Origin of the sequence: Chitinibacter sp. GC72, assembly GCF_009760905.1 — a bacterium.
Lineage (GTDB): Bacteria > Pseudomonadota > Gammaproteobacteria > Burkholderiales > Chitinibacteraceae > Chitinibacter.
Map to the genome: position 1 here is coordinate 1 of NZ_VIRW01000021.1, position 15344 is coordinate 15344.

At 54.8% G+C, this 15344-nt stretch carries 16 protein-coding genes; 5 read left to right on the forward strand and 11 right to left on the reverse strand.

Annotated elements, in window-relative coordinates; all coding sequences use genetic code 11:
• On the forward strand, positions 1-161 hold a 161-nt coding region (locus FLS37_RS13925), incomplete at its 5' end, for a transposase (RefSeq protein WP_198314570.1).
• Between the two features lie 97 nt (positions 162-258).
• Entirely contained in the window at positions 259-1422 is a 1164-nt protein-coding gene (locus tag FLS37_RS13930) for an MFS transporter (RefSeq protein WP_198314640.1), read from the forward strand.
• Positions 1423-1527: 105 nt separating this feature from the next.
• Here FLS37_RS13930 and FLS37_RS13935 read toward each other — a convergent pair whose 3' ends face one another.
• The 11 genes from FLS37_RS13935 to FLS37_RS13985 form a co-directional block, all read right to left on the reverse strand.
• Positions 1528-2289, reverse strand: coding sequence for a flagellar brake protein (locus FLS37_RS13935; RefSeq protein WP_157670582.1), 762 nt, complete (start codon positions 2287-2289; stop codon positions 1528-1530).
• A gap of 3 nt (positions 2290-2292) precedes the next feature.
• Positions 2293-2871 (reverse strand): SCO family protein, encoded by a 579-nt coding sequence (locus tag FLS37_RS13940; protein ID WP_157670583.1) that lies wholly within the window; start codon positions 2869-2871, stop codon positions 2293-2295.
• Between the two features lie 41 nt (positions 2872-2912).
• The gene (bioD, locus tag FLS37_RS13945; protein ID WP_232522613.1) at positions 2913-3635 is read right to left on the reverse strand and encodes a dethiobiotin synthase; all 723 of its coding nucleotides are present in this window, start codon (positions 3633-3635) and stop codon (positions 2913-2915) included.
• Positions 3635-4537 carry a malonyl-ACP O-methyltransferase BioC gene (gene bioC, locus FLS37_RS13950; protein ID WP_157670584.1) on the reverse strand — a complete coding sequence of 301 codons (903 nt, stop codon included), beginning with the start codon at positions 4535-4537 and terminating at the stop codon, positions 3635-3637. The genes bioD and bioC overlap by 1 nt, the downstream gene beginning before the upstream one ends.
• Positions 4534-5172, reverse strand: coding sequence for a DedA family protein (locus tag FLS37_RS13955; RefSeq protein WP_157670585.1), 639 nt, complete (start codon positions 5170-5172; stop codon positions 4534-4536). Before FLS37_RS13955 ends, bioC begins: the two co-directional genes overlap by 4 nt.
• A gap of 125 nt (positions 5173-5297) precedes the next feature.
• Positions 5298-6233 carry a protein translocase subunit SecF gene (gene secF, locus FLS37_RS13960; RefSeq protein ID WP_157670620.1) on the reverse strand — a complete coding sequence of 312 codons (936 nt, stop codon included), beginning with the start codon at positions 6231-6233 and terminating at the stop codon, positions 5298-5300.
• 18 nt (positions 6234-6251) lie between these two features.
• Positions 6252-8081 (reverse strand): protein translocase subunit SecD, encoded by a 1830-nt coding sequence (gene secD / locus FLS37_RS13965; RefSeq protein WP_157670586.1) that lies wholly within the window; start codon positions 8079-8081, stop codon positions 6252-6254.
• 59 nt (positions 8082-8140) lie between these two features.
• Entirely contained in the window at positions 8141-8464 is a 324-nt protein-coding gene (yajC, locus tag FLS37_RS13970) for a preprotein translocase subunit YajC (RefSeq protein ID WP_157670587.1), read from the reverse strand.
• A gap of 214 nt (positions 8465-8678) precedes the next feature.
• Positions 8679-10646, reverse strand: coding sequence for a DUF3488 and transglutaminase-like domain-containing protein (locus tag FLS37_RS13975; RefSeq protein ID WP_157670588.1), 1968 nt, complete (start codon positions 10644-10646; stop codon positions 8679-8681).
• Positions 10643-11623, reverse strand: coding sequence for a DUF58 domain-containing protein (locus FLS37_RS13980; protein ID WP_157670589.1), 981 nt, complete (start codon positions 11621-11623; stop codon positions 10643-10645). Before FLS37_RS13980 ends, FLS37_RS13975 begins: the two co-directional genes overlap by 4 nt.
• Positions 11624-12556, reverse strand: coding sequence for a MoxR family ATPase (locus tag FLS37_RS13985; protein WP_157670590.1), 933 nt, complete (start codon positions 12554-12556; stop codon positions 11624-11626).
• Positions 12557-12763: 207 nt separating this feature from the next.
• Between FLS37_RS13985 and FLS37_RS13990 the strand changes: the two genes are divergently transcribed.
• The 3 genes from FLS37_RS13990 to astA all read left to right on the forward strand — a co-directional run bounded on the left by FLS37_RS13990 (position 12764) and on the right by astA (position 15342).
• A complete protein-coding gene (locus FLS37_RS13990) occupies positions 12764-13651 on the forward strand; it encodes a histone deacetylase family protein (RefSeq protein ID WP_157670591.1) in 888 nt (295 codons plus the stop codon).
• Positions 13644-14180, forward strand: a complete 537-nt coding sequence (locus FLS37_RS13995; RefSeq protein WP_157670592.1) for a C40 family peptidase — start codon at positions 13644-13646, stop codon at positions 14178-14180. Before FLS37_RS13990 ends, FLS37_RS13995 begins: the two co-directional genes overlap by 8 nt.
• Before the next feature lie 139 nt (positions 14181-14319).
• Positions 14320-15342, forward strand: a complete 1023-nt coding sequence (gene astA / locus FLS37_RS14000) for an arginine N-succinyltransferase (protein ID WP_157670593.1) — start codon at positions 14320-14322, stop codon at positions 15340-15342.
• Positions 15343-15344: the final 2 nt, after the last annotated feature.

Consider the following 15344-nt stretch of genomic DNA (forward strand, 5'->3'; position numbering starts at 1 on the left):
GGCAATTTGGTGGTAGGACGAAAAACTTCACCGGTGAAGTTTTTTGGGCGCGCGGCTATTTTGTTTCGACGGTGGGTTTGGATGAAGCAATGGTCAGAGCCTATATCCGAAATCAAGAAAAGGAAGATGAGCGTTACGACCAGATGAAGCTGGGGTTGTGACTCGCCGCCTTGGGCGGCACTTGGTTTGTTGACGCCTTCGAGGCGTTCCTCTAATAAGCCCCCAGCTTTGCTGGGGGTCATTTAACTCGGATTCTTCGTGACGACTTCTACCCTCAGTACCATGCCATCTCCCGCTAATGGCCACTCTATCCGCCGCACCCAGCTGGCTGTGGCTACGCTATTTCTTGTACTGGGCTTCAATTTTGGGACCTGGGCGTCCCGCATTCCGGCCCTGAAAGTCCAGCTGGGCCTGTCAACTGCCGAGGTGGGCTTTTTGCTGCTGGCCAGTGGTTTGGGCGCGGTATTTTCATTTCCAGTCACGGCGACTATTTTGCACCGGCTGGGCTCCAAGGCTGCTTGCCTGATCAGTGGCGCGCTGCTGCCGGTGGTGTTGATTGGTCTGGCGCTGGCGCCAAACTATCCGGTGGCTTTATTGATGATGCTGCTTGAAGGCGTGCTGGCTAGCCTGCTCAATGTGGGCATGAATGCACAAGGTGTGCAGGCGGAAACAGTCGGCAAGCAGGCCATTATGTCGCGCCTGCACGCCGTATTTAGTCTGGGTGGTTTGGCCGCGGCATTGTTTGCCTCCGGTATGACGTTTTTTACTGATGTGATCTGGGTACATTTTCTGTTGGCGGCGCTGATTTTGTGGCTGGCCGTCGCTGTCTCCATCCCGTATTTGCTGGCAGAAAAGCCGCAAGCCCAAGCCGGTGGAAAACGTTTTGCCCTGCCCGAAGGTGTAGCGTTGTGGCTGGGCCTGCTGGCATTGTGCGGCACTGTAGTTGAGGGCTCCATGGCCGATTGGTCGGCGCTGTATCTGAAAGATGCGGTGATGGCCAGTGCCCAGATAGCGCCGCTGGGCATCGCCTTTTTCTCAATCACCATGTTTATTGCACGCTGGTTTGGCGATGCCTGGCGCATGCGTTTTGGTGCGCCAAAGATGCTGTTGTGGGGCGGTCTGCTGGCAGGCGTTGGTTTGTCAGCAGCTTTGCTGCTGGGGGGGCTGATTCCAGCCCTGGTCGGTTTTGCCCTGGTCGGCTTGGGTATGGCGGCCGTATCGCCTTGCGTTTATACCCAGGCCGCGAAGCAAGGCGCAGTAGCGCTGGCCGCAGTGACCACCATGGGTTCGATCGGCGCCTTGATGGGGCCGCCGATGATCGGCTTTGTGGCGCATGAAACCAGCTTGAGCTGGGGAATGGGGCTGGTGGCGTTGGCCGCGCTAATGATTGCTGCGCTGACACCACGAGTGAAGTGGGATTAGATGGTTTGAGCTGGAATGACTAAGGGGTATATGGCTGTGGGCTAATTTAAAAATGGCCGACAGTCATATACCCCTTCTGCATAAGTGCAGAATTCCTTATTCAATTTAGCCAGTGAGGGCTTTCTGCTCTCTTTCCAGCTGGACCATCAATTTTTGCAGCAAGCTCTCATTGGCTCGCGACAGATTCATAAATTGCACGCCCAACATCCAGCGTGTCATCCCTTGTTTTAAATACACTGTGTGCAGATTGCGTAGTTCAATATCGGCCTGAATCCGACCTGCTGTGCCCAGATCGATACTGGCCTTGTGCACGACATCGCCCAGGTTGAACAGCTTTTTTTGCTGCTCGTCCTTGAGCCAGAGCCCGACGCCGCCCAGTGAAATATCGTGCAATTCCAGCGTAAGGCTACCGCTGGCCAGTGGCAAAGCAATGGTGTAGGGGCTGGAGATTGGCGTGGTGAGGCGGAAGAACTCCCGTCGCTGCAGTTTGACCATATCATTGGGCAGGCTCACCATAAACGCCGTTTTGCCTTCAAACAAGACGCGGCCGGGCTTGACGGTGCTGAACTGGATTTTCACACCGTCCAGATCGCCGACGAACAGCAATTTGTCGGCTAGCAGCAAGGCGGCATTGGTCGGCTCATGCCCGCTGATGTCAAATACAAATTGTTTGGCTTTGGCGTCGGCGCTCAAGATGCGCGTCAGCATCATATCGTGGCCGGTATTAAAGTAGATGGCAATATTGCTATGTGCCTGCTCCAGCAGGCGCAGCACATAGGCGATTTCCAGCGGTGTTTTCAGCAGGAAAGGCGCAATGTCTTGCTCGGTGTGGATCGGGTTTGGCCCCTGGTTTTCTTCTTCGTTCATGCTTTATTCGGCCAGAAGTAATTGGATGTCATGTGTAAAAGTGGCGGCACCTACGCCGTAATTGACCAGAACGCGGGTTTGACCGCTGCGATCAAGCAGATAGCTACCAGCAGTATGATCGACCGTATAATTTTTATCTTTACCCTGCTTTTGGTAAATCGCGCGATAACTTTTAACCACCGCGTCAATCTGCGCCTTGCTGCCGCTTAGGCCGATAAAGCTGGGATGAAAAGCCGGAACGTACTGGCTAAGCAGCGACTGGGTATCCCGTTCCGGGTCCACGCTGATAAACAGCACCTGAACATCCTTGGCCTGTTCTTTAAGTTCTGCCATCGTGGTGCGCAGCTCGGCCAATGTGGTCGGGCAGACGTCGGGGCAGGAGGTGTAACCAAAAAAGATCACGACCACCTTGCCGGCATAATCGGCCAGTCGCACCGTTTTGCCATGATGATCGACCAGCTCAAACTCGCCGCCAATTTTGGTCTGACTAAGATCACTGCCTTGAAATTGGGGCTTGCTGCATGCTTGCAGGGCCAGAGCGCACAGTACGGTAGCAATTGCGGCAAAAATTCGGGATTTCATGGAAAGCCAATAAGAAGGACTGATGCGATGGTAAGTTAGGATTACAAGTTCTGCAATTTAAGTAGCTCAAATGCCTGAGGATTGAGACAACCCAAGGCGGCATCGGCGCTATGCTCAATCACCGCGAGGCAGGGCGCCGGAATATGCGTTTGCAAATAGGTCAGATTTTCTGCAAAACGTGACATGTCCGGATCGATGCAATTGGCGATCCAGCCTGCCAGCGGTAGGCGAGCTTGCAAGATGGCCTCGGCTGTCAGTAGTGCATGATTAATGCAGCCCAGACGCATGCCGACGACCAGAATCACTGGTGCTTGCAGCGCCATGGCCAGATCGGCAATCCGCAGCGTATCGCTCAGTGGCGCATACCAGCCGCCAGCGCCTTCAATAACTATCGTGCTGGCGTATTGGCGCAGCGCCGTAGCGCAATCGAGAATATGATCGAGTTCAATGGTAACACCGGCTTCGCGAGCGGCCAGATGCGGTGAAATCGGCGGCAGAAATCGATAAGGATTCTGCAGTTGTTCCGGTACCGGAATCGGGCTGGCCTGCTGATGGGCTTCAACATCGGCATTAAGGAGTATATCTCCCTGAGCCATGCAGCCCGATGCTGCTGGCTTCATACCTATGGTAGGTATGCCGTTATGATTCAGGCAGCGTATCAGTTGCGACGCGGCAATGGTTTTGCCGGCATCGGTATCTGTTCCGGTGATGAAATAATACGGCGCCAGCGTTGCTCCGGTCTGGCGGGTTTGACCATTGGCCATCAACTGGCTGCCCGTGGGCGAAATTCGATGATCTGGCTGCCGTCAGCCAGCTGCTTGGGCGCTTTGGGCTCGTTCTTCCATGCATGGCCATAGACCACTTCGTAGGTGCAAGGCAGCTTGCCATCGCGCCGCAGCGTTTCGTACTGCGCCTGAACCCGTTGCCAGGCCTGTTTGCCAAACATGCCGGTGCGTCGTCCGTGCATGCTATTGTGCGCGCCAATGCCTTTTAGATCATTCATCACCGATCTGGCGTCCTGATAAGTGAGCGTAATGTATTCCATGTCCATCACGGGCGTGGCAAAGCCTTGCTGCACCAGCGCATCGCCCAGATCATGCATATCAATGAAACGGTTAACGTGCTCATAGCCATCAACACCAGCAAAAGCGGTTCTCAGTTCTTTGAGCGTATCGGGGCCCAGCGTGGCAAACATCAGCAGCCCGCCCGGCTTGAGCACACGCCGAAATTCGGCAAACGCCGCATCAGGCGTATTGCACCATTGCAGGGTGAGGCTGGACCAGATCAGATCAATTGAGTTATCGGCAAAAGGCAGGCGCTCGATGTCGCTGCACACTTGTGCAGGCTGGCGCTGGCTTAATTGCCGGAATAGTTTCTTGACACCAGAGCCCATTTGCTTGTCGCGGGAGACGCACAGCATGCTGTGCGCCAGATCCAGCTCGATCAGCTGTGCCGCGCCAAAACGCTGCTGCAGTTTGGGTACGGCATAGCCTGTGCCGCTGCCCGCATCAAGCACGCGCTGCGGCGTCAGGCGAATCAGCTCCAGCCGCTCAAACATCCGGTCAACGATTTCCCGCTGCAAAACAGCCGCCGCATCATAGTGAGCGGCGGCTTTGTCAAAAGACGCGCGAATGGCTGATTTTTGCGTATGAAACTGCTCGCTCATGCGGCCTTGCCCAGCTTGTGTTTGGCGATCTCAATAATGCCCGGCAGGATAGACAGGAAAATAATGCCCAGAATAATCGCCGTCAGGTTTTTCTGGATAAAGTGAATGCCACCCAGCAAGTAGCCTGCATACAGCAGCGAGCCTACCCAAACGGCTGCACCAATCACGTTGTAGGCAAAAAATTTGCGATAAGTCATTTCGGCCATACCCGCGACGAAAGGCGCAAAGGTGCGAACAATCGGGACGAAGCGCGCAATAATGATCGTTTTGCCGCCGTATTGTTCAAAAAAGCTATGCGTTTTATCCAGGTATTCGCGGCGGAAAATTTTCGAATCCGGATTGGCAAACAGTTTGTGACCAAAGTAGCGGCCGATGGTGTAATTCACCGCGTCCCCAAGTACGGCCGCGATAAACAGCAGTAGCGCGAGCAGATGCACATTCATCGCGCCGCTGGCGGCAATCATTCCGGCGACAAACAGCAAGGAGTCTCCCGGCAGAAAGGGCGTAACGACAAGGCCGGTTTCGCAAAAGATCACAGCAAACAGGATGGCGTAAATCCAGACGCCATAGCTTTGCACCAGCTGGGCCAGATATACATCCAGATGCAGGAAAATATCGATCAGGTTAAATTCCATTTGGCTCTCTCAAAGAAAACGCCGACAAGGGCCGGCGTGTAGCAAGTATCCGCACAAAAGTTGTATGGCAAGGCGGGACAACCATGCCAGGCAACTTTTGCCGATCTACTTAAGTGGTTCGGAAGTTAAACGACCGCTTCTTCTTTAATTCGTTCCGGTTTAATCATGCGATCTCGCGTTACGCCAAACATCAGCAGCAGTGGCGAGGCCACCAGTACCGATGAATAAATACCAAACACGATACCAATGGTCAGTGCCATAGCAAAACCATGCAGCGCTGCGCCACCAAAGATCAGCATCGCCAACACCATGGCTTCGGTCGAGCCATGGGTAATAATAGTCCGGCTCAACGTGGCCGTGATCGCATTGTCGATCACTTCCGGTACAGATTTGCCGCGCAGATTGGGCTTGCGGAAGTTTTCCCGGATCCGATCGAATACAACGACCGATTCATTCACCGAATAGCCCAGCACCGCCAGAATACCCGCCAGCACGGTCAGGCTAAATTCCCACTGGAAAAGGGCAAATACACCCAGAATGATCACCACGTCATGCATATTGGCAATGATGGCTGAGAAAGCAAAGCGCCATTCAAAACGCAGCATCAGATAGGCAACGATGCCCACAATGACTAGCACCAGTGCAGTTGCGCCATGCTTGAACAGTTCATCACCAACTGATGGGCCAATAAACTCGACTTTGCGCAATTCCACATCGCTGCGTTCTTTTTTTAGGTTATCGAGTACTTCATTCGAGAGCTGGGCGCTGCTTTTTCCTTTGATGTTCGGGATGCGAACCATCACATCCTTGGTCGTGCCCAGTGACTGGACTTGCACTTCACCATATTTCAGACTTTCAATTCGGTGTCGTACTTGACTGACTTCGACCGATTGGGAATAGCGCAATTCCATTACCGTGCCGCCTGTAAACTCAACACCGAAATTAAGTCCTTTTATCACCAGGAAAAAGACTGCCAGCACAAAAGTACCCAGAGAAATCGCCGTGGTGAGCTTGCCATAGCTCATAAACGGGATGTCGCGTTTTACATGGAAAAATTCGATCATTTTAATCTCCCGCTTTTACACTGACAGCGTAGTCAAGTTGCGACGGCGGCCATAAATCAGATTAATCAGGGCGCGGGATACAAATACCGCGCTGAACATCGAGGTCATAATCCCCAGGCAATGCACCCAGGCAAAACCGCGAACCGCACCCGAGCCGAAAATCAGCAAGGCCAGACCCGCGATCAGCGTGGTGATATTCGAGTCCAGAATGGTATCGAAAGCGTGCTGATAACCGTTCTGGATCGCCATATGCGGGCTTTGACCGTCGCGTAATTCTTCACGCACCCGCTCATTAATCAGTACGTTCGAGTCAATTGCCATACCCAGCGTCAAGGCAATCGCCGCAATACCCGGCAAGGTGAGTGTGACGCCAAGCAATGACAGCAGCGCGATCAGGAATAACAGATTCGCACCCAGTGCCAGCGTGGAAACCACGCCGAAGACGCGGTAGTAAATCATCATAAATAGGGCAATCGCGGCAAAACCATACAGCGTTGAGTTAAAGCCCTTGCTGATATTTTCCTTGCCAAGGGTAGGGCCAATGGTGCGTTCTTCAACAATATCCATTGGCGCTGCCAGTGAGCCAGCGCGCAGCAGCAGGGCGGTGTCATTGGCTTCGGTGACATTCATTGAGCCCGAAATCTGCACCCGGCCACCACCAATTTCGCCACGCACCACGGGTGCTGTGACGACTTCGCCCTTGCCTTTTTCAACCAGAATCATCGCAATACGTTTGTTGACGTTTTCGCGTGTCAGATCCTTGAAGATGGATGCACCTGTTGCATCCAGACCCAGATGTACCGCAGGGGCATTCTGTTCATCAAAACCAGCCTGTGCATCGTTGATGTTTTCACCGGTCAGCTCTACTTCCTTGCGCAGCAAGATAGGCACACTTTCACCCTCGCTGCCACGGCGCTCGGTCATCAGCTCGAAGCCGGCCGGCACATTGCCATTGATCGCTTCGGTCAGTTTGGCCTGATCATCTTCAACCAGACGAACTTCCAGTGTGGCAGTCCGGCCCAGAATGTCTTTGGCCTTGGCGGTGTCCTGCACGCCAGGCAACTGAACGACGATACGGCCTTCGCCCTGCTGCTGGATCACCGGCTCGGCAACGCCCAATTCGTTTACCCGGTTATGCAAGGTGGTGATGTTCTGTTTGACTGCATCATTTTTCAGTTGCAGCAAAGCCGCTTCTGGGTAGGTGACGATCAGTTTGTAATTGCCATCGCTGTTTACCGTTTCAACTTTCAGATTGACCAGTGTGTCACGCAGCGCCTTGTTGGCCGCCGCCAGCGTTTCGGCGTCGCGCAGTTGTACTTCGACGCGGTCACGTTCCTTGCTGATTTTGCCATAACGCACTTTCTTGGCTTTCAGGTCGCGGCGAATGTCGCCAGCGGTTTTTTCCAGTGCTTTGTCAACCGCCGCTTTCATATCCACTTCGAGCAGAAAGTGCACGCCGCCACGCAAGTCCAGGCCCAGTACCATGGGCTTGGCGTGCAATTTGGCCAGCCAGGCGGGTGTGTCTGAAACCAGATTCAGTGCAATTACATAATCGCTACCCAGAGCGGCCTGAATCGCATCCTTGGCCTTGATCTGGCTGTCGGTGTCTTTAAACCGCAGCTTGACCGAGCCCGCCTCGAAGTAAGCGTCGATAGGTGTCACGCCTGCAGCTGCCGCAATTTTGCTGGCTTGCTGCACCATGGCATCTGTCACTTTTACCGTGACTCGTCCGCTGGAAACCTGGACTGCCGGGCTTTCACCAAAGAAATTGGGGAGGGTGTACAAAGTTGCCAGGACAAGCGTGACAATCAGAAGGACATACTTCCAGAGTGGATAGCGATTCATGCTGAACCCCTGAGCTGCGGCAAGGCTGCCGCCAGCTCGGTTAGTAATTATTTTGTGGATTACTTGTTTGCTTTCAAAGTGCCTTTTTCCAGGCGCTGGCCAATCGCCGCACGCTGGATCACAACTTCAACACCGTCAGCTACTTCCAGAGTCACGTACTGATCGTTCAGTTTGCTGATACGGCCTAGCATGCCGCTGCTGGTCGTCACTTCATCGCCCTTTTGCAGCGCGCCGAGCATGGCCTGGTGTTCTTTGGCTTTTTTCTGTTGCGGACGAATCATCAAGAACCAGAAAATCACGAAAATCACGATCATTGGCAGGAAAGACATGAACGCGTTTGGCTCTGCCGGAGCGGCCGATGCGAATGCAGGAGTGATAAACATAAAAATAGTTTCCGTTTGTAAGCCCAACAAAGGCGGATCATTCTAGCCTTTGAAGCTATTAAAATCTACCGAATTACGGTCTTTTGTCCGTCCGATGTGAGCTGGGATTGATTTGAGGCACAGCCTTGGCCGACTATGACGATGAAGTGACGTGAAAGTTTCCTGCGAGGCAAGTCAGAACCGCTGTTCGGGCTGTCAGTTGACAGCCCATTTTTCAGGGTTGGCGGGCTCGTGGCATTTGCCGGACTGCTTGTTCAAGCGCTGGCAAGGCGGCCGGATCATTGCCGTAGCGGGCGTTTAAATAGAGGTGTGTGATTGCTTCGATGTGCTTGGCCAGATGCGGGTATTGCGCCTGAGCACGTGCTGCAAAGGCTTGCGCAGTTTCGCTAGCGGCTTTGTCCATGGGGGCGAGTTTGCGGATAAAACGCCGAAAGATACGGCTGGCAGCGTCAGGCCGCGGCGGCTGGCTTTTATACAGCAGCCATGCGGCAAAACTGCCCAGAATCGCCAGTAGCCCGCCAATCAGCCACAGCAAAAAAGCGCTGGATAGAAAATCATCAATCCCCAGTTTTTTCAGTAACTCGTTCTGGCGTTTCTGATCGTAGCCAACTACCCACTGATTCCAACCGTGAACGAGGATATCAGCCTTGAGGCGCAGGTTTCTGAGCCAGGCATTATCCTGACGCATCATAAACGGTAGCTCGGTACTATCAATGCTCAATCCGATACCCGCTGTAATTCGTGAAGGGGAAATCACAAAAGTGGGGTCTACGCGTTGCCAACCTTGGTCGGCATACCAGACTTCAGTCCAGGCATGCGCATCAGCCTGCCGGACAATCCAGTAGTCAGCATTTTGCTGTGCGCCCTGATAACCGGTGACCACCCGCGCAGGCAATCCTGCTGCCCGCATCATGAAAGCAAACGCGCTGGCATAGTGTTCGCAAAAGCCTTGCCGGTGTGTAAATAGAAATTCGTCGATGCGATGGCGGCTGGTGAGTACCGGCGGGCTAAGGGTGTAGCTGAAATCATTATTGCGCAGCCAGTTGAGCCCCGCGGCAACGCGATCCCGGGGGGGCAGATGAGCCCAGCTTAGGGCGAGCGCACGGCTTTTCGGGTTTAGATCGGCAGGCAGGATCAGGCTGCGCTCGATCTGGCGCGGGCTGTCGTTCACCGTGCGCCAGCTGAGTTGTGCGCTCAGCTCGATGCGTTTTTTCTCGCTGACCACCTGATTGCTGACAATTTGCAGACGATTACTCAGATTGGCGTTGGCAGGTATGTGTGTTGGCATGTCCAGTGCCAGTAGCCAGCTTTGCTGATGCGGTTCCAGCGTGATGCTGTAGCTGTAAACCTCGCCTTCACCGATGATTTTGGGCACGGCCTGAAAGCGCAGGGCATTCTGATCGCGATTTTGGCCGTAGGCTGGTTGCCAGCTGATGCCATCAAAATCTTCAAAGACCGGTCCGCGCCAGTACATATTTGCCTGGGGGGGGGCTTTATCCTTGAAGCTGACGCGGAAAGCAACGCTTTCATCCTGGATCATATTGCCGATGCTGCCCGGGGTCATCTGATCGCCAGAAAGGCCTGTTTTGGCACTCGAGTGATCGGGGATCGCCCACAATGGCGCAGGTAGGCGAGGAAAAAGTACGAATAGCAGGATGGCAATTGGTATACCTTCCAGAATCATTCTGGAAGAGCTTTTCAGATTGATACCCATGGGGAGTGTATTGCCCAGCTCAATACGCTGAGCCGCATACAGAACAGCCAGTGTACTGATAAGGGCATAGGCTGCTTGCCAAGGTGCCTGACCATGCAATAAAGCCAGACCTGAGAGCAGAAACATCAGCAGAAGTAATCCACGAACATCGCGTAGCGTGCGGGTCTCCAGCAGTTTGACAATGCTAAGTGCCATCAGAATGGCTACGCCGCCTTCACGGCCGACCAGCGTTTGGTAGGCTTGAAACACCAGTACAGCGACAACCGCGCCCAGAATCAGATGGCTATAGCGCGGCAGGCGCGCACGCTGATCGGCGCTCAGCCGCGTGAGTACCAGCAAGATGGCCGCCAGACTTAGCGCCAGCCAGAGTGGTTGTTCCAGCAAATGTGGAAAACAGCTGAGCGCCAGCGCACCGCCCAGCCATTGCAAATCACTGGCGCTGACCAGCCGCAATCGTGACGGAGTCATGTCGCTCCTCCCGGATACTGTGCCAGCGCGCTAAGGCAGCGATGCAAATGATCATGGCCCAATGCGGGTGGGAACTGCTGTGCCGGTAAAGCCAGCCCGTAAGGGCGCTGGGTGCTTTCGGCCTGCAATATCCAGGCCGTGAGGCGCGATAGCCGCACTTCAACGGGCAGGCCTGCCAGTTCGTCAAAATTGAGCCAGAGTGTGGCGCCAATCGGCGACTGATGTTGGCGGATCAGGATTTGTTCGGTGCGTGCGCTTTGTTTCCAGGCAATATCGTGCAGCGCATCGCCACGCTGAAACTCGCGCAAGCCGGCAAAATCCTCGTTACCGGAAGCCTGCATTTTTTTGCCATCGCTCAATGCGCCGTGATCGGGTAAAGGTGGCGGATCCGGTTCAGGCTGCGGATAAACCAGCGCCACGCCATCGAGTGCCAGATAAGTCCAGCAGCGAAAAAAGCCCAGCGGCATGGTGCTGCTGATCGTCAGGCGGGGCAGGGCCAGCAAGCCGCGCTGCCGGCTTTTTACCGGCAGAGCCAGCAATTGATGATCCTGTCCAGGAATGTGGGTGCTGGCTGATTCGGCTTGCTGCCTAGCTTGAATGTTGACGCCAAAACGCGGCTGGCGTTTTTCATTGAGCAAAGTGAGTGGAAAATACACATTTTCACCGGCAAACACTGGAATCGGCGTGCCGCAACTGAGTTGCAGCCCCAGCAAATTGGCGTAAGTGCGCAGCAAAATCGCATGTGCAACCCCCAGCAGCAAAAAGGCAAAGAAAAACCCCAGGCTGAGCTGATAATTGAGCGCGCCCACCAACATGGTGATGAAAATCATGCCAAAACCCAGGCCATACAAGGTAGGCAGGATATACAAACGCTGGTGGCGAATGCGTACTTTGCCGCTCTCGACGGGGTGACGTCGGGCCAGAAAACGCTGCCAGTAGGGCCGCCAGAATGACAGGAGTGCAGCGGTCATCGGCATTTACGGAATCGCTACGCTGTACATCAGCTGCTCGGCAATATGCGGGTCAGAGCGCCCGCTTTGGCGCAGAATCAGCCGGTGTCCGGCCAGTGCTGGGAATATCCGCTGCACATCCTCAGGAATCACCATGCTGCGCGCTTCCAGCCAGGCGCTGGCCTTGCAGGCTTGCACCAGACCCAGTGCGGCGCGTGTTGACAGGCCGCAGCTGAAACGCTGGTCTTCCCGGGTGGCCGAAATCAGCGCCTGAATATAATCGAGCAAGGGCTCGGCCAGCTTGATCTGCGCAATATCCTGCTGCGCTTCTTGCAATTGCTCGGCAGACAGCATGGGGCTCAGCCCGGAGAGTACATCCTGGCGGCTGATGCCCTGCAATAAGGCGCGCTCGGCTTTGGCGTCCGGATAACCCAGCTCGAGCCGGAGTAAAAACCGATCCAGCTGCGATTCTGGCAAAGCAAAAGTACCAATCTGGGCCTGCGGGTTTTGGGTGGCGATTACAAAAAACGGCGTTGGCAGCGCGTTTGTCTCGCCGTCTATCGTCACTTGCTGCTCGGCCATGGCTTCCAGTAGCGCAGACTGGGTTTTGGGCGTGGCGCGGTTGATCTCGTCGGCCAGCAGTACTTGGGTGAAAATTGGTCCGGGATGAAAGCGGAAAGCCTCCATGCTGCGCTCGTAAACCGACACACCGAGCAAATCGGCAGGCAGCAGATCACTGGTAAATTGCACCCGGGCAAAGCGCAGTCCGAGCACGGTGGCCAGAGCATGCGCCATCGTGGTTTTACCTACGCCGGGCACGTCTTCCAGCAGCAGATGGCCGCGCGCCAGAATGCCGATCAGCGCCAAGCGCATGGTGGCGGCTTTGCCCAGAATGATCTGATTGAGCTGCTGCTCGGCCTGATGCAAGCGTTGCAACATTTCACGACTTTGGGGTGTCATTCTTTTCCTCACTGCGTCTGGGGCGTAAACTTTAGAAACATTAGACAGACAAAAGTTTTCAGACAAGGCGCTGGCGAAATCCAAACACTGCCAAGCATCGATGGGTGGAAACTTTTGCTTTGGTATTTAAAGCATACAGCTAAATAGGTAAAGCCATTGTACGGTTCTAGCGGCGCAACTGCATTGATCGGGCATTCTGCATGCAGTATGCATGAAATGGGAAAAGGGCACCCGGAATGTCCGGAGCGCATTGCGGCGATTAGCGACCGATTGATGGCCTCGGGCATCTGGGACTATTTATTACACATCAATGCTAACCCTGCCACCCGCGAGCAGCTCGCCCGCGTTCACCCCGAAGCCTATCTGGACAAGCTGGCGCTGATGTCGCCAGCGACCGGTCATGTGCATCTGGAACCCGATACGGCGATGAATCCATACTCACTCAACGCCGCCTACTATGCCGCTGGCGCCGGGGTGCAGGCCGTGGATATGGTCATGAGCGGCAAGGCGCAAAACGCATTTTGTCTGATCCGCCCACCGGGGCATCATGCCGAGCGCGAGCGGGGTATGGGTTTCTGTTTCTTCAATAATATTGCCGTGGCTGCGCGCCACGCGATCGTGCAATATGGTTTGGAGCGTGTGGCGATTGTCGATTTTGATGTCCATCACGGCAATGGCACTGAAGACGCTTTTTACGACGAGCCCAAAGTGCTGATGGTCAGCATTTTCCAGCATCCGTTTTTTCCTTACAGCGGCGATGTGCCCAAAGGCGCCAATATGCTCAATGTGGCCATGCCGCGTGCCAGCCGTGGTGCCGAGTTTCGCGAAGTGGTGCAGGAAAAATGGCTGCCAGCACTCAATGATTTTGCGCCACAATTGCTGCTGATTTCGGCCGGGTTTGATGCGCATCTGGAGGATGATATGGGCTCGATGGGGCTGGTTGAAGCCGATTACGCCTGGGTCACCAAACAGCTGATGAAAGTGGCTGAAACGCACGCCCAAAAGCGCATCGTGTCCTTGCTGGAGGGCGGTTACGATTTATCCTCGCTGGCGCGCAGCGTGACCGAACACATCAAAGTGCTGGCCGATGTTTAAGCGCACAGTCATAATCGCCCGCTCGCTCACGCTCTTGCTGGTGCTGGGCTCAATACTCTGGGGGTGTAGCAGCACCAAGCCCGCACCCAGTAAGCCCCACAAGCCTATACCCTCCAAGCCCAGCTTAAGCAAAATTCAGGTTGATGGTGATGCACGCGAAATCATCATGGTGGCGCTTGGCTTGCTTGATACCGGCTACCAGTTTGGCGGCAATAACCCGGAAGCCGGGCTCGATTGCAGCGGTCTGGTCAAATATGTGTATAAAAATGCGCTGCAGGTCGATCTGCCGCGCACCGCCGCCGACATGGCGCAAGCCGGCCGCACGATAGACCGTGCCGATTTGCGTCCAGGTGATCTGGTTTTTTTTAATACGCTAGGTCGGCCTTTCTCGCACGTAGGCATTTATATGGGCGATGGCAATTTCATCCACGCGCCGTCGAGCAAGGGCAAGGTGCGGATCGAGTCGATGAGCAATAGCTATTTTGCCAGCCGCTTTGAGGGCGCGCGCAGCCTGTTGCTCAGGCGCTAGGTGCTGCCCTTCTGAGTTTTACGGCTGCGCCGAGCCAGCTCTGGCAGCCTTTCATCCCTTGCGGATAGACCCAATACGCTTTGCAATAGGCCTTTGCTACATTGAGTAAGTCTTGTCTTTCGACTTTAGGCTTATCTCAATGCTGATCCGTCCCACCCGTCTTTCCGATCTTGATGCAATTCTGGCGCTGGCCAGCAGCGCAGGTGTGGGCGTTACTACTTTGCAGGCCAATCCCGAGCGATTTACCAAACGCATCGAGGCCAGCATCTCCAGCCTCAATGGCGAGCCCGAGCTGGGGCAGGCGAGCTATCTGTTTGCGCTCGAAGACGATGAAACTGGCGCTCTAGCTGGCATTTGCGGCATCGAGGGCGCTGTCGGCATGGATGACACATGGTATAACTACCGCGTCGGTCTATCAGTGCACGCTTCGCGCGAGCTGGATATCTATAAACAACTACCAACGCTGTTTCTGACGTCCGATCTCACCGGCGCCAGCGAGCTGTGCACGCTGTTTCTATCGCCCGATTACCGCAAAGACGGCAATGGCGCTTTGCTGTCCAAATCGCGCTTTTTATTTATGGCCGCCAGCCCTGAGCGCTTTAGCCCGCGCGTTATCGCCGAAATGCGCGGCGTGTCGGATGAAGCCGGGCGCTCGCCATTCTGGGAAAGTCTGGGGCGGCATTTTTTCAAAATGGATTTCGCCCGCGCCGATTTTCTGTCCTATGTCGGCAGCAAATCGTTTATCGCCGAGTTGATGCCCAAATACCCGATTTATACCTGCCTGTTGTCCGACGAGGCGCAGGCCGCCATCGGCCACGTCCATCCAGCCACCATGCCAGCACGCGCGATGCTTGAAGCCGAAGGATTTCGCTATCAGGGCTATATCGATATTTTTGACGCTGGCCCGAGTCTGGAATGCCCGCGCGACACGATACGCGCAGTCAAAGACAGCCGCGTCTACCAGAGTCTGGCCGTGGCGCATCCACCCAAAAACGGTACAGCCTGGCTGGTGAGTAATGGTGAATTGGCCGATTTTCGCGCCACGATAGCCTATACGCGGCCACTGGAAGACAGCCTGCCGCTGACTGCCGATGTCTTGCAACGACTTAATCTTGAAGACGGTGCGAATGTGCGCGCCGTTGTACTCTCTGCTAAGGGGTAAGT

What these genes read in the sequence shown, in the direction of transcription:
- secD (WP_157670586.1), bottom strand. Translation starts at nt 8,081, where the DNA reads ATGAATCGCTATCCACTCTGGAAGTATGTCCTTCTGATTGTCACGCTT.
- FLS37_RS13980 (WP_157670589.1), bottom strand. Translation starts at nt 11,623, where the DNA reads ATGCCGATGACCGCTGCACTCCTGTCATTCTGGCGGCCCTACTGGCAG.
- FLS37_RS13975 (WP_157670588.1), bottom strand. Translation starts at nt 10,646, where the DNA reads ATGACTCCGTCACGATTGCGGCTGGTCAGCGCCAGTGATTTGCAATGG.
- FLS37_RS13940 (WP_157670583.1), bottom strand. Translation starts at nt 2,871, where the DNA reads ATGAAATCCCGAATTTTTGCCGCAATTGCTACCGTACTGTGCGCTCTG.
- bioC (WP_157670584.1), bottom strand. Translation starts at nt 4,537, where the DNA reads ATGAGCGAGCAGTTTCATACGCAAAAATCAGCCATTCGCGCGTCTTTT.
- FLS37_RS13955 (WP_157670585.1), bottom strand. Translation starts at nt 5,172, where the DNA reads ATGGAATTTAACCTGATCGATATTTTCCTGCATCTGGATGTATATCTG.
- FLS37_RS13990 (WP_157670591.1), top strand. Translation starts at nt 12,764, where the DNA reads ATGCATGAAATGGGAAAAGGGCACCCGGAATGTCCGGAGCGCATTGCG.
- FLS37_RS13995 (WP_157670592.1), top strand. Translation starts at nt 13,644, where the DNA reads ATGTTTAAGCGCACAGTCATAATCGCCCGCTCGCTCACGCTCTTGCTG.
- astA (WP_157670593.1), top strand. Translation starts at nt 14,320, where the DNA reads ATGCTGATCCGTCCCACCCGTCTTTCCGATCTTGATGCAATTCTGGCG.
- bioD (WP_232522613.1), bottom strand. Translation starts at nt 3,635, where the DNA reads ATGGCCAATGGTCAAACCCGCCAGACCGGAGCAACGCTGGCGCCGTAT.
- FLS37_RS13935 (WP_157670582.1), bottom strand. Translation starts at nt 2,289, where the DNA reads ATGAACGAAGAAGAAAACCAGGGGCCAAACCCGATCCACACCGAGCAA.
- yajC (WP_157670587.1), bottom strand. Translation starts at nt 8,464, where the DNA reads ATGTTTATCACTCCTGCATTCGCATCGGCCGCTCCGGCAGAGCCAAAC.
- FLS37_RS13985 (WP_157670590.1), bottom strand. Translation starts at nt 12,556, where the DNA reads ATGACACCCCAAAGTCGTGAAATGTTGCAACGCTTGCATCAGGCCGAG.